Consider the following 12,994-nt stretch of genomic DNA (forward strand, 5'->3'; position numbering starts at 1 on the left):
AGGAGGGGGAAACCGTATGAACCAGGGCAATATTCTCATTGTTGAGGACGAAGAAATTATTCGAGCCTCCCTGAAAAGACTGCTGGAAAGAAACGATTACAAAGTCAGTGAAGCAGGCTCTGTCCACGAAGCTGAGCTGTCGTATACATTAAAAGACTTTGACCTGATCATCAGTGACTTGCGTCTGCCCGGCTCACCCGGTACCGAAATGATCCACCTGGCTGAAGGCGTACCGGTCCTCATTATGACCAGCTATGCCAGTCTCAACTCCGCTGTCAGCACCATGAAAATGGGTGCCGTTGACTATATCGCCAAACCCTTTGATCACTCCGAAATGCTGCATCGTGTTGCCGCGATTATGGTACGCAAACCCGCTGCACCTGAGCCATCGGTTTGCGACGCACAGACGGGATACAACGGGATTCTGGGACACTGTGATGCCATGAAACTGCTGTTCAAACGCATCCAGAAAGTGGCTCCCACCGATGCCACGGTTCTGATTCAGGGTGAATCGGGAACGGGCAAAGAACTGGTCGCCAGAGCACTCCACGAGAACAGCCGCCGGGCCAATGGCCCGATGATCTCCGTCAACTGTGCCGCAATCCCGGAGACACTGATTGAATCGGAACTGTTTGGTCACGAGAAGGGTTCCTTTACCGGCGCCACAGCGGCCCGAACCGGCCTGATTGAAGCCGCCAATGCCGGTACCCTGTTCCTTGATGAAATCGGTGAACTGCCTCTGGAGGCTCAGGCTCGATTGCTCCGGGTTCTGCAGGAAGGAGAAATCAGAAAGGTCGGCTCCGTGCAATCCCAGAAAGTCGATGTACGACTGATTGCCGCTACCCACAGAAACCTGCGCCAGCTCTCTGTAAGCGGTGATTTCCGTGAAGACCTCTACTATCGATTGAAAGTGGTAGAGCTGAGAATTCCGGCTTTACGTGAACGGGGCAACGACGTATTAATGCTCGCGGAAAAGCTGCTGGAAAAAATCTGTAACAAAATGGAGCTGGAAGTGTATTCCTACTCTCCTGAAGCCATGGCAGCTATCTGTCAGCATCAGTGGCCGGGAAATGTACGAGAACTGGAACATGCCATTGAGCGAGCGGTTATTCTCTGTGACGACGACATCATTACGCCTGAGACTCTGGATCTGGATGTGCATGTCAAGTCGACTCTGTTCAGGACTGATGCCGGCAGAAACCACGTGGTTGAGACTCAGGATGGTTTGTCTCTGGAAGATTACTTTCAGCGCTTTGTGCTTGAGCATCAGGATCAAATGACCGAAACCGACCTGGCCCAGAAACTCGGCATCAGTCGTAAAACACTCTGGGAGAGACGACAACGACTGGGTATTCCCAGGAAAAAGGCTTCGGCCTGAGCCTGGCCAATTTCAATGAGAAGCTTATGCTAATTGAGGATAAATTACTTTTATAAGCATGTAACTGCTCTTTCATAACAGATCAAGCTATTAAATCAATGGGGATACACCTGAACACTGCCTATAATCTTTCCGTTGCTTTCGCAACCATTCAATATCTTCATTGAGAGGATGGTCATGAATTCGCTACAACCAAACGGCTTATGTCGTAGGGCTTCTCTTATCGCAGTGTCAGGTCTGTTCATTGGCTTCGCACCACTCAGTCACGCCGATTATGCAGACATAGCAACCTCAAAGGTAAGAGCTGTTTTTGATCAGGGTGTTGGTTTGCATGGAACCGTTGATTTTGGCAAATGTGTAATACAAGCCGGTTCCGACGGCACCACGCCGGAAAACAAAATACCGGCAAGAATCTTTTCGAGTCAGCACGAGGGCTATATCAAGGATGTGAGCGTCAGTCTGGATAATACTCGCCTTGCCAGACTGCACTTTGATGAAATGATCAGCCCCACCTTTCTGGTACGATCTGAAGACCTTAGAATCACACCAGAAATCCGGCCGGGCTGGGTAATCATGGAATTCAGGTTTAGCCTGGGAACGTACATGGAGGCCAAAGTTCAGCTCAGTCCTAACCTGATGTGGACCTGGCACTGCGGTGATTCTGCCATCAACATAACTAATCGGTTCCCTCAGGCCGATGAAGTTTCCAATAAATCGTCTGGAGAGCTGTAGCAGCGTTTTCAGGAGCCAGATTTGAGCTGGGCAATTTTCAGCTCGTTTCTGGCTCCCTTAAGATGGCTGATGGCATCCAGCTCCATTTTCTGTAACCTGGATTCCTGGGCCATCTGTTCACGGTACGCAGCCTCGGCATCAACCAGCTCGGATTTAAGCGCATCCATTTTCTTCGCCAGTTCTTCATCAGCTTCCTGACTGGCTTCCAGCATGGCCATCTGGCTATTCAGTCGGGTCAGCTTTTCGGAGCATTCGCCAACTCTGTGCTGGATTTCTTCCAGATTTTTCAAAATGGAGGCTTCAAAGGCTTCAGCCTCACTCACCCGATGCTGGAGCCGTTGCAGATGATCAGATTGCATGAATAGTGTTATTTCCTCGCTACTGCTTTATCAATTCTTTCTATGTCTTTTTTCACCGACAGGGGATATTGCTGCTGAATCTCAACCATGCTATCGCCAAACATAATATGTTCAATAAAGCCTCGGTCAAACTGTTTAAATTTTTCGGGATCTTTCATGGCACCCAACAGGCAGGCACTGAGGTTGGACCTGAGTCTGAGCTGCTCCTTCACATTCAGGCCTGAAGCCGTGATATCGGCCAACACCTGTCGGTAATCGTTGGGCTTGGACAGATTTTCCATGGCCTTTTCCAGCGCCTGGGTATCCATTCCTTTATGAGGCGTTATGCCTTTGAGAAAAGCCCTCATCTGGGTCTTGCCGGGCTTCAGTGGAAGCGGTTCTGATGGGCTGAAACTGGCCTTGTCGGATGGGATATGGGTCACCGTTTCGTCTTTGTTTAACCGTTTTTCTCGACTTTGCGTTTTCTCTGGCAGTCTGGTTTTTTTCCGGGAAGCCTGTTTTTCTGCTCTCTCCTGTTGCCTGATAGTGCTATCGATTGCTTTTTGCGCCTGCTTTTTTGCTTTTTCAGATTTTCGAGCCGATTTCACTTTTTCCTTTAATGAAGCCACCTCGACCTCCAGCCGTTTTGCTTCAGTTTTGGCTTCTGAAATACGATTCGTAACCAGGGTTTTTATGGGCGCGGTATCAATACCATGCTTCATCTGCTTTTCATCGGCTTTAGCCAGTAACTTCTCACCATGAGACGCCACACCGTTGGCCTTCTTCAGAGCCCTTTGTAAAGACTTGAGTTCTTCTCCCAATCCTTTGCTGGACTGATCTTTAGCTTTTACCACCTTACTGCAAATTTTGGCTACCGACCTACCCAGAGACAATGTCTCTTTCTGCAATCTTTCCAGCGCCTGATGGGCTTTCTTATCTGCTTTGGCAGCTTTCTTTTGCTCTGCTTTCAGATCCTTTTGCGCCCGCTCCAGACCCTTCACTTCCTGCTTTCGTGTATTTACCAGCTGGTCGGCGTCCTGAGCTGCGCTGAATGCTTCGCTTTCAGCCCTGGTCATTCTCTTACCGCCCAGTCCCAGTTCCAGCAAGTTCTCTTCCAGTACTCCCTGTTTGGCCAGATTGTGAGCCTCTGACTGAAGCCCTTTGGCCTCTTTCAATGATTTATTGGCATTTTTCAGAGCTGCTGTCAGGGCATCTTTGCTGCTTTTGTCGACGCTGGGTCTTACTTTCGATCTTTCCAGAGAAATTCTTTTTCTAACATCACTGACTCTGAATAAAAGTTGATCTTCGCGGGAAGGTCCTGAAGGCAATAGCTTCTTCACATCACCGGGTGAAGCCGCCTGAATATCGAATTCCGACAGACTTTTGCCAGAGAGTCTCGAAGGCTCAAGGCTGCCATTATTCAGGCGGACTTTTGGATCAACAGTGGTTATAGATTGACGATTAAGACGACCAGGATTGTCAGCTTCCTGCCGGGTAACAGGCGCTGAATCCATTCCTGAGGTTTTAGGGAGGGTTGGGGATATCCCTGCTTGTGAAATGCTGGAGTGAGGCATCTGGTTCCTGACCATTCTGTAAACGGGCCTCAGAGAAGAGGCCCTTTATTTTTAATCTAGTCCAGTCGCCGATTCAGTCAGTGCTTTAAAGCAACTATCAAGTTAAGTACTCATTATTTTGATGATTAATTTATCAGCATTGGCCAGTCCATCATTGGCAATGTGACCAATATTGTCGATAGTGCTCTCCACGGAATCTTCAATAATGCCTTCGTGGGAGGTAATACGGACGCCATTCATTGCCATAATAGCGGACTTAACGGCGGCCTGGGCTGAAGTAGAAACTTTCAGGGAGCAGCCCGATCCTGCACCGTCGCACAAAACACCAGTGACATCACCGAAGATATTAAAAATCGCCGATTCAACCTCTTTTTCACCTCCCCCCATCAGCCAGGTGATGGCGGCAGAGGCACCGACCGCAGCGGTAGTGGCGGCGCAGAAGGCGGACAACACATGCATGTGCGATTTAATGTGAATGGCAATCAGGTGGCTCATAATCAGGGCGCGGACCAGTTGGCTCTCTTGCGCACCAATGCAGTTCGCGACAGCGACCACCGGCATGGTGGCAGCAATGCCCTGGTTACCACTGCCGGAATTACTCATGGCGGGCAGCATGGCACCCCCCATCCGGGCGTCAGAAGCGGCGGCAGAACGAATCATTGCCTGTGACATCAGGTCGCGGGTGGACAATCCGTCGACCGTGGAGTCCCGCAGCACCTTACCAATTTTCAAGCCATAATCCTGTTCCAGTCCAAGATCACTTAAGGCGCAGTTAAGCTCTGAGGCTTTTAGAATAAAAGTGAGTTTCTCCACATCTGCCTGGGTGGCAAATTCGTAGATGGCAGAAATACTGAGGTCCGGTTTCTCTTTTTCTTCAACAGGCTTATCAGTATCTGCGGTGCTTGCTATAACTTTGCCGTTTAAAGACTGAAAGGCAATGTTGGTATGGTAATCCTGAATCACCACGGTCGCGGTGTCCTTGCCGGCGTAGGCAATTACTTTAACGTAAAGAATCGACGGAGAATCCACTTGGGATAACTGTATCCTGCCATCGTCAACCATCTGTCTGGCTATGGCGACATTGGCAGGGTTGGCATTATCGAGTACCTCAAGACCTTTATCCGGATCACCGCACACCGCACCCAGGGCGGCAGCAATTAATAGCCCTGTTTCACCGGTGCCAGGAATGCCCACTCCCATACCGTTTTTTAACAGATTGCCGCTGACCATAACCTCCATCCGCTCCACCGTCTGGTCGAGGAGCTGGACTGCTTTAGCACAAGCCAGTGCGGTGGAAACAGGTTCCGTACAACCAAGCGCCGGTGTCACTTGCTCTTGAATCAGATCCCGATAAGTAGACCATTTATCTTGCCACATACGATGACTCCTTGCGTTGACCCTTGAAAGCAGACGACACTGGTAATCCCGTCTGCATGATCAGTCACTGAAGTCAGTTTATCGTGAATTAAAGGGAAAAATTGTTCATTTTTTGCCCCATAAAACCCTATTTACGATCAATTTATTTCCCATTTATTGGCTTTTGAGAAAAAATAGATCGACGACTAAGGTCAATGCCTCATCCAGTCATGATACTTTTTGACCCACTTCAACACAGCCTCCGGCGCATGGGCCCGTTTCCATTCACCAGCGGCATACTTGTTGGATTCGCTGAGTGTTGGATAAATATGAATGGTGCCAAGAATCTTGTTCATTCCCAGCCCGTGCTTCATAGCGGTGATGTACTCTGTGATCAGTTCACCGGCATGGTAACCGACAATAGTGCACCCCAGAATCTTATCGCTGCCCGGTCTGGTGAGAACCTTAATAAAGCCCCTGGCTTCCTGATCGGCAATAGCCCGGTCCAGATCATCAATACCGTAACGGGTGATCTCATAGGGAACCCCCTGTTCCCTGGCTTCAGTTTCATTGAGACCCACTCTGGCCACTTCCGGATCAGTAAAGGTGCACCAGGGCATCACTGAGTAATCCACTTTAAACTTTTTGAAGCGACCGAACAGAGCGTTCACCGCGGCATACCAGGCCTGGTGAGCCGCTGCATGGGTGAACTGATAAGGTCCGGCGACATCACCGCAGGCATAGATATTCGGGAACCGTGTCTGCAAATATTGGTTCACCGCTATCGTGCCACGCTCTGTGGTTGCTATCCCCAGTGCTGCCAGCCCCAGATCGTCGGTGTTGGCTTTGCGACCTGTGGCAAACAGGACGGCATCGAAATCGATTTCAACGGTTTGACCTTCATGCGCAGCCACGAGCCACTGTCTATCACCTTCCCGGTGAAAAGATCGGGTTTCGTGGTTCAGCCGCAGATCAACCCCGTCTTCACGAAACTGAGACATCACCGCCGCAGAAACGTCCGGATCTTCCCGATGCAACAGGCGGGAGCCATGATCCAGTTGAATGACATTCACACCCAGTCGGGTGAAGGCTTGGGTTAATTCACAGCCGATCGGCCCGCCACCGATGACCAGCAACGTTTGTGGTTGTGCCCGAATACCCCAGATGGAATCTGACGTGTAGTGGGTAACCTGATCCACACCGGGCAAAGGCGGCACAAAAGGCCTGCCGCCACTGGCAATAATGATATTGCGGCTGGAAATCCGCTGACCGTCCACCTCGATTTCCCAGGGGCTGACCAGCCTGGCCGCACCCGTTACGCAATTGACCCCCAGACCGGTATAGCGTTCAACCGAATCATGGGGTTCAACCTGCCTGATGACCGACTGTACCCGCTCCATAACGGCAGCGAAGTTGACATCAGCCTGCGCATTTTGCAGACCAAACTCACTGGCCCGCTTCAGGTAATGAGCGATTCGGGCAGATCGAATCAAAGCCTTGCTGGGAACACAGCCGGTATTAAGACAGTCCCCACCCATTTTGTGCTTTTCAATCAAAGTGACTCTGGCTTTCACAGCGGCAGCAATGTAACTGCTGACCAGCCCGGCAGAACCGGCACCGATCACGGTCAGGTTATTATCGAACCTGCGGGGTTTCCTGAAGCCCTTGTAAACACCGGAATGACCGAACATACTCACTCCTCCTTGTTATTTTCACTGACTGAAGACTTTTTGATCCAGGCCACCCCTTGGCGGGCTAACCAGGGGAAAATCCCCAGCAATATCAAAGAGCCGATAAGCCCGGGTGTCAAAATGCCACTGACCGATAATTCCTGAAGCTGACCAAGCTGAGCACCAGCATTTACGTAGACAGCGGTTCCCGGCAACATCCCCAGTTGACTGACCCAGTAAAACGTTCGGGCTTTCATGGGGGTCAGTCCCATAACCAGGTTGATGACAAAGAACGGAACTACCGGAATCAATCTCAGGGTGAGAAGGTAAAACAGACCGTCTTGCTCAATGCCTTTATTGATGGTTTCCAGGTAGTTGCCAAACTTGTTCTGAACCCATTCCCGCAACAACGTTCTGGAAATAAGGAAAGCCAGAGTAGCCCCTATCGTGCTGGCAAAAGAGATCACAATCAGGCCGGTCGTTAACCCGAAAATAGCACCACCGATCAAAGTCAGGATGACAGCGCCGGGCAGGGAGAGTGCCGTTACCGCCACATAAATGGCAAAGAACACAGCGAGGGTTAGTGCAGGGTTATCGCTATACAGCGACTGAAAATAATCACGAGTCAGGTATTGTTGTGCATCCAATGCAAAAAATCCCACGATGGCTGCCGCAACCGTCACCAGCAGAATGATTTTACTTTTCTTCATACAAGAGTCCTTTACCTGTCGTGAAAGCACATAGCGCATCTTTTTCGTATAATGCTTGTCAAACTATATCTCTTGTCAAACTATATCTTCTGAGTAAGCACATGATCCAGCGCCCCTTTCCAGCCAACCGTCCCAGACGGATGCGTTTTGACGATTTTTCCCGCCGTCTTATGAGGGAAAACCACCTTACCACTGACGACCTGATCTACCCCGTCTTCATTCTGGAAGGCACTCGTCACCGGGAAGCCATTGCTTCCATGCCGGGCATAGAGCGCATGACGGTGGATGAGCTGATCCGCGAAGGGGAAGAGCTTCTGGAACTGGGCATTCCGGCCATTGCCCTGTTTCCGGTCACACCCGCTGAGAAAAAGTCTGATGATGCTGCCGAAGCCTGGAATCCTGAAGGTCTGGTTCAGCGGGCCATCCGTGAGTTAAAACAAACACTGCCCGAGCTGGGCATTATTACGGACGTCGCTCTCGACCCATTCACCAGCCATGGGCTGGATGGCCTGATTGATGAATCAGGCTACGTCGTTAACGACCCAACCGTTGATGTCCTGGTTAAACAGGCGCTGTCTCATGCTGAGGCCGGAGCCGATATTGTTGCTCCCTCGGACATGATGGATGGCCGAATCGCTGCCATTCGCACCCGACTGGAACAGACCGGTCATCTGAACACCCGGATTCTCGCCTACTCTGCCAAATACGCTTCCAGCTACTATGGCCCATTTCGGGATGCGGTGGGCTCTGCTGGCAACCTCGGCAAGAGCAACAAGCATAATTTCCAGATGGATGTGGCCAATATTGATGAAGCCCTGCATGAGATCGCCGCCGACCTCAATGAAGGTGCGGATATGATCATGGTTAAGCCCGGTATGCCTTATCTGGATGTGGTCAGAAGAGCCAAGGATGAGTTCAAGGCACCCACCTTTGTTTATCAGGTCAGCGGCGAGTACGCCATGCATCAGGCCGCCATTGCCAACGGCTGGCTGGACCGGAATGCTATCATGATGGAGTCTCTGCTTTGCTTCAAACGGGCTGGAGCCGATGCCATTCTGACTTACTACGCTAAGGAGGCAGCCCGCCTGATTCAACGATAATGTCTTAATGCTCAACTCAGTCATCAAAACGTCGTACAATCGCGCTACAACAAGAGCGCACTGCCAACCGATGTCGTTAGAGGTTCCATGGATAACTCACAAGACCGGGAACTCCCCGAACTCACAGCCAGCCTGAAAGAGAGCCCGGGACCTGTTGCCCCGGTGCCTCGTATCACGGATCTGGGCAACCCGGAATATTACATCAACAGGGAACTGAGTCATTTACAGTTCAACCGTCGTGTGCTTGAACAGGCTTTAAACGACGACCATCCGCTGATTGAACGCCTCCGTTTCCTGTTGATTTACAGCTCAAACATGGATGAATTTTTTGAGATTCGTGTGGCTGGCCTGATGCAGCAGGTAGAGTTTGCCCGTGAACAAGTGGGCTTGGACGGTCTGGGTCCTCAGGCGGTTCTGAAAGAGATCAGCCATCAGGCTAAGCAAAATGTTCAGCTTCAATACGAAATTCTGAACGACAAACTGCTGCCTCGTCTGGCCAGGCAGGGCATTCGCTTTATTCGACGTCATCAGCTGAACGATAAACAGAGAGCCTGGATCAAGCGTTTTTTCTACAACGAAGTCATGCCCATCATCAGCCCTATTGGACTGGACCCGGCTCATCCCTTCCCAAGGCTCACCAACAAACTGCTCTGTTTTATCGTGGCAATGGAAGGCAAAGATGCTTTTGGCCGTGAAACCGGCATGGCGATTATCCCTGCGCCAAGATCCTTGCCCAGAGTCGTTAAACTGCCCGATGATGTCTGTGACAAAGGCGGCAGGAACTATGTATTTTTGTCGTCTATCATCCACCTGCATATGCAGGACCTGTTCCCGGGCATGACGATCAAGGGCTGCTACCAGTTCCGACTGACCCGAAACAGCGATCTGGATCTTGAAGATGAAGTGGAAGACCTGGCCAAGGCTCTGCAGGGTGAGCTGCTTTCCCGCCGCTACGGTGAAGCAGTGCGCCTTGAAGTGGTGGATAACTGCCCACAGCCACTGGTTGATTTCCTGCTGAAAGAATTTGGCCTGACAGAAGATGAGCTCTATTGCGTCAGTGGCCCGGTCAACCTGACCCGCATGATGTCGGTATGCAACGAGGCATCGCCTGAGTTTGAACACCTGATCTTCCCCAGCTTTACACCGAGCTACCCGAAGGCGCTGCAAGCCCGAAGCCCCCGGTCTGTTAATATGCTGGATGCCATTCGTAAGTCCGATATTCTGCTGCACCACCCCTTCGAATCCTTTACCCCGGTTGTGGATATGTTGCGTCAGGCCGCGACTGACCCTAACGTTCTGGCAATACGACAGACGTTGTATCGGACCGGTGCCCGCTCTGAAATGGTCGACGCCCTGGTGGACGCCGCCAGAAAAGGTAAAGAAGTCACGGTTATCGTAGAAATTCGAGCCCGCTTTGACGAAGAAGAAAACCTGGCACTGGCAAGAAGGCTTCAGGAAGCCGGGGCCGTTGTCGTATACGGGGTGGTTGCCTATAAAACCCACGCCAAACTGATTCTGATTGTTCGCCGGGAAGGCAAAAAAATTCAGCGTTATGCACACCTGGGCACCGGTAACTATCACGCGGGTAACGCACGACTCTACACCGACTACAGCCTGCTGACCTGCGACAAGGACATCACTAACGATGTTCGCAAGATCTTTCAGCAACTGACGGGGATGGGTAAGGCAGTGCGTGTGCGTAAGCTTTTCCATGCCCCCTTCACGCTCAAGAAAAGCCTGATTGAACTGATCAATCAGGAAGCCGCTAACGCCAAAGAAGGCAAACCGGCCCGTATCATTATGAAGGTCAATTCACTGACCGAAAGTCAGCTGATCAAGGCGCTCTACCGGGCTTCCCAGTCTGGTGTCGAGGTTCATTTGATCATTCGGGGCATCTGCTGCCTGAGACCTGGTATTCCCGGACTGTCTGAAAATATCCAGGTACGTTCCATTGTTGGCCGTTTTCTTGAGCACACCCGCGTTTTCTACTTTGAAAACGATGGCAAATTCAGAGTCTACTGCTCCAGTGCCGATGGCATGGTTCGTAATCTGGATATGCGCGTTGAGACCTGCTTCCCGATTGAAGAACCCAAACTGACTGCACGAGTCAAGAAAGAGCTGGAGCTGTACCTGTCCGACAATACCCGCAGCTGGAAGCTGCAAAGTGATGGTCATTATCTGCAGAATAAGCCATCAAGAGGCCAGCGTCGTAGAGATGCCCAGAGAAAGTTACTGGAAACACTGGCTAACTACACGCAGTGATTTGCAAACCGGCATTCAGGATAGAAAATAAGTACAAAGCATCGATGATTCAGGAATGAGTCAGCCCTAGCATCGCGACAATCTGTTTGGGTTCTCTGGCGAGCAGGTTCAGCAATACACGAGCAGGGCCGTTCGGTTTGCGGTCGCCCCGTTCCCAGTGGCGAAGGGTGGGGAGTTTTACACCTACAGCCTGGGCAAACTCTTCCTGAGTCATATCAAGCTGCTGGCGAATGTCTTTGATGTCCAGGGGTGTCATCTCATGGACGATTGCTCCTGTATCCTCACCTTTTGTGTAGGCCACGGCCTCTTCAAGGCCCTGGATAATGCTGTTCGCTACGCTTTTCATTTTTTCCACAACACACGATGTTCAAAACAAGGCATTTGCTTCCTGATTTCCCGCAGTGCTTTCATATCCAGTTCAGCGGTCAGAATACAGGGAGCCTTACCAGCTTCTGCCAACACTTCACCCCAGGGTGAAATAATCAGGCTGTGGCCCCAGGTTTCTCTCTCGTTGGGATGAGTGCCACTCTGGTCAGGTGCCAGTACATAACACTGGTTCTCGATAGCACGAGCTCTTAATAATGGCTCCCAGTGTGCCCGCCCGGTCACCCTGGTAAAGGCAGAAGGTACGGTAATGATTTCTGCCTCCCTGACTCGCAACTCTCGGTAGAGCTCTGGAAAACGAACGTCGTAGCAGATGGATAGACCGGTTCTGGCAAATTCCATATCCACTACCTTCAGATCACTCCCCGGCGAATAATCATCAGATTCCCTGTAGCGGCGCGTGCCGTCCGATACATCAGCATCAAACAGGTGAATCTTGTCGTAACGGGTGACTTCGTTACCCTCAGGGTCATAGACAAAACAGGATGCCCTGCTGTTCTCTCCTTCATTAACGACACAGGGAATGGAACCACCTACCAGCCAGGCCCTGGACTGACGGGCAAGGCGGGACATCCAGTTTCTGACCACACTGGTGTTGTTGCCCAGAACGGGAACATCTCCCCCGAACTGGGCAAAACATTCAGGCAGTACAATAAGGTCAACCGAAGACTCCATGTCTGCAAAAAGCTCTTCTGCCTGCTTGAGATTGGCTTGAACGTCGGGTCCGGAACACATTTGGACCACAGCAGCAGTTACCGTTTTACTCATAGGCGCTCTCCCCTCTGCTATTCCAGTGAAATAGATACGGCTCCCTCTGAACCAGAGTGAACGAAATGTAGTATATCTGATTAAAAAAATGTCGTTAGCTTTCAACGGGGCGACAGAACGGTCAAAACCAGCTAGCTTTCTAACACACCATTTATATCTACTGCTTTCAGAACCTTCCGCAAACTGCATGTCTTCGCAACTAGTGCGTGATGAAAATCAAGGTGTGTAAGATGAGATTAAAAAACTCAACCCGACTTTATCAGTCCCTGCTCGCCACACTGGTGCTTTTGTTATCTATGATCCTGCAGGCCGCTGCCAGCGGAGAATGGCAGAAAATAGGTGAAAAACAAGTCCTTCCTTCTGAAGACACTGTCAACATCAAAATCTCTTCACAAGCCCGGAAAATGCCTTACAAGGCGCTGAAATTTCATATCACCCAAGGTGATTTGAAGATCCGTTCCGGCAAGGTGTATATGAGCGATGGGCAGGTCATTAACCTGAGTATCCAGAAGCGAGTGCGGTCAGGCATGGAAACCCGGGAGTTCCCGATTCCTGCCCATAACCGCTCCATTCAAAAAATTATGCTTTTTATTCAGCCCCCCATTGATCACTCATCCAATGTGACTGTTTACGCTATAAAAGCCAATAATTCTGGAAAGAAACCCCAATAGCCTGTGGAGCTTGAACACCCCCATCAACCAGCCAATCTGCGACAGAGCAAA

General features: G+C 50.7%; 12 protein-coding genes. 5 read left to right on the forward strand and 7 right to left on the reverse strand.

Features of this window, described 5'->3' with window-relative positions:
- The first annotated feature begins 16 nt into the window (after positions 1–16).
- A complete protein-coding gene (locus tag K7B67_RS19345; RefSeq protein WP_252177498.1) occupies positions 17–1,378 on the forward strand; it encodes a sigma-54 dependent transcriptional regulator in 1,362 nt (453 codons plus the stop codon).
- Between the two features lie 177 nt (positions 1,379–1,555).
- Positions 1,556–2,110, forward strand: coding sequence for a hypothetical protein (locus K7B67_RS19350; protein WP_252177499.1), 555 nt, complete (start codon positions 1,556–1,558; stop codon positions 2,108–2,110).
- An 8-nt stretch (positions 2,111–2,118) separates the two neighbouring features.
- Here K7B67_RS19350 and K7B67_RS19355 read toward each other — a convergent pair whose 3' ends face one another.
- From K7B67_RS19355 to K7B67_RS24005, 5 genes are all read right to left on the reverse strand, one after another.
- Positions 2,119–2,469, reverse strand: coding sequence for a hypothetical protein (locus tag K7B67_RS19355; protein ID WP_252177500.1), 351 nt, complete (start codon positions 2,467–2,469; stop codon positions 2,119–2,121).
- Between the two features lie 8 nt (positions 2,470–2,477).
- Entirely contained in the window at positions 2,478–4,022 is a 1,545-nt protein-coding gene (locus K7B67_RS19360; RefSeq protein WP_252177501.1) for a hypothetical protein, read from the reverse strand.
- A gap of 102 nt (positions 4,023–4,124) precedes the next feature.
- Positions 4,125–5,399, reverse strand: a complete 1,275-nt coding sequence (locus K7B67_RS19365; RefSeq protein WP_252177502.1) for an L-serine ammonia-lyase, iron-sulfur-dependent, subunit alpha — start codon at positions 5,397–5,399, stop codon at positions 4,125–4,127.
- A gap of 191 nt (positions 5,400–5,590) precedes the next feature.
- Positions 5,591–7,069 (reverse strand): mercuric reductase, encoded by a 1,479-nt coding sequence (locus K7B67_RS19370; RefSeq protein ID WP_346658238.1) that lies wholly within the window; start codon positions 7,067–7,069, stop codon positions 5,591–5,593.
- Positions 7,070–7,071: 2 nt separating this feature from the next.
- Positions 7,072–7,758 carry a TVP38/TMEM64 family protein gene (locus K7B67_RS24005; RefSeq protein ID WP_346658239.1) on the reverse strand — a complete coding sequence of 229 codons (687 nt, stop codon included), beginning with the start codon at positions 7,756–7,758 and terminating at the stop codon, positions 7,072–7,074.
- Between the two features lie 101 nt (positions 7,759–7,859).
- On the opposite strand from K7B67_RS24005, the gene hemB reads away from it, so the two are divergent.
- Together hemB and ppk1 are read left to right on the forward strand one after the other, a co-directional pair.
- The gene (gene hemB, locus K7B67_RS19375) at positions 7,860–8,858 is read left to right on the forward strand and encodes a porphobilinogen synthase (protein WP_252177503.1); all 999 of its coding nucleotides are present in this window, start codon (positions 7,860–7,862) and stop codon (positions 8,856–8,858) included.
- Positions 8,859–8,945: 87 nt separating this feature from the next.
- On the forward strand, positions 8,946–11,120 hold the full coding sequence (gene ppk1 / locus K7B67_RS19380) for a polyphosphate kinase 1 (RefSeq protein WP_252177504.1): 2,175 nt from the start codon (positions 8,946–8,948) through the stop codon (positions 11,118–11,120).
- Positions 11,121–11,169: 49 nt separating this feature from the next.
- On the opposite strand, the gene K7B67_RS19385 is transcribed toward ppk1, so the two are convergent.
- Both K7B67_RS19385 and K7B67_RS19390 read right to left on the reverse strand, forming a co-directional pair.
- Positions 11,170–11,466 carry a helix-turn-helix domain-containing protein gene (locus K7B67_RS19385; protein ID WP_252177505.1) on the reverse strand — a complete coding sequence of 99 codons (297 nt, stop codon included), beginning with the start codon at positions 11,464–11,466 and terminating at the stop codon, positions 11,170–11,172.
- Positions 11,463–12,272, reverse strand: coding sequence for a carbon-nitrogen hydrolase family protein (locus K7B67_RS19390; RefSeq protein WP_252177506.1), 810 nt, complete (start codon positions 12,270–12,272; stop codon positions 11,463–11,465). The genes K7B67_RS19385 and K7B67_RS19390 overlap by 4 nt, the downstream gene beginning before the upstream one ends.
- Positions 12,273–12,502: 230 nt before the next feature.
- Between K7B67_RS19390 and K7B67_RS19395 the strand changes: the two genes are divergently transcribed.
- The gene (locus K7B67_RS19395; RefSeq protein ID WP_252177507.1) at positions 12,503–12,943 is read left to right on the forward strand and encodes a hypothetical protein; all 441 of its coding nucleotides are present in this window, start codon (positions 12,503–12,505) and stop codon (positions 12,941–12,943) included.
- Positions 12,944–12,994: the final 51 nt, after the last annotated feature.

This window comes from Endozoicomonas sp. 4G, from assembly GCF_023822025.1.
Taxonomy (GTDB): Bacteria; Pseudomonadota; Gammaproteobacteria; order Pseudomonadales; family Endozoicomonadaceae; genus Endozoicomonas_A.

What these genes read in the sequence shown, in the direction of transcription:
- K7B67_RS19395 (WP_252177507.1), top strand. Translation starts at nt 12,503, where the DNA reads ATGAGATTAAAAAACTCAACCCGACTTTATCAGTCCCTGCTCGCCACA.
- K7B67_RS19345 (WP_252177498.1), top strand. Translation starts at nt 17, where the DNA reads ATGAACCAGGGCAATATTCTCATTGTTGAGGACGAAGAAATTATTCGA.
- K7B67_RS24005 (WP_346658239.1), bottom strand. Translation starts at nt 7,758, where the DNA reads ATGAAGAAAAGTAAAATCATTCTGCTGGTGACGGTTGCGGCAGCCATC.
- K7B67_RS19370 (WP_346658238.1), bottom strand. Translation starts at nt 7,069, where the DNA reads ATGTTCGGTCATTCCGGTGTTTACAAGGGCTTCAGGAAACCCCGCAGG.
- K7B67_RS19385 (WP_252177505.1), bottom strand. Translation starts at nt 11,466, where the DNA reads ATGAAAAGCGTAGCGAACAGCATTATCCAGGGCCTTGAAGAGGCCGTG.
- ppk1 (WP_252177504.1), top strand. Translation starts at nt 8,946, where the DNA reads ATGGATAACTCACAAGACCGGGAACTCCCCGAACTCACAGCCAGCCTG.
- K7B67_RS19355 (WP_252177500.1), bottom strand. Translation starts at nt 2,469, where the DNA reads ATGCAATCTGATCATCTGCAACGGCTCCAGCATCGGGTGAGTGAGGCT.
- K7B67_RS19350 (WP_252177499.1), top strand. Translation starts at nt 1,556, where the DNA reads ATGAATTCGCTACAACCAAACGGCTTATGTCGTAGGGCTTCTCTTATC.
- K7B67_RS19360 (WP_252177501.1), bottom strand. Translation starts at nt 4,022, where the DNA reads ATGCCTCACTCCAGCATTTCACAAGCAGGGATATCCCCAACCCTCCCT.
- K7B67_RS19390 (WP_252177506.1), bottom strand. Translation starts at nt 12,272, where the DNA reads ATGAGTAAAACGGTAACTGCTGCTGTGGTCCAAATGTGTTCCGGACCC.
- K7B67_RS19365 (WP_252177502.1), bottom strand. Translation starts at nt 5,399, where the DNA reads ATGTGGCAAGATAAATGGTCTACTTATCGGGATCTGATTCAAGAGCAA.
- hemB (WP_252177503.1), top strand. Translation starts at nt 7,860, where the DNA reads ATGATCCAGCGCCCCTTTCCAGCCAACCGTCCCAGACGGATGCGTTTT.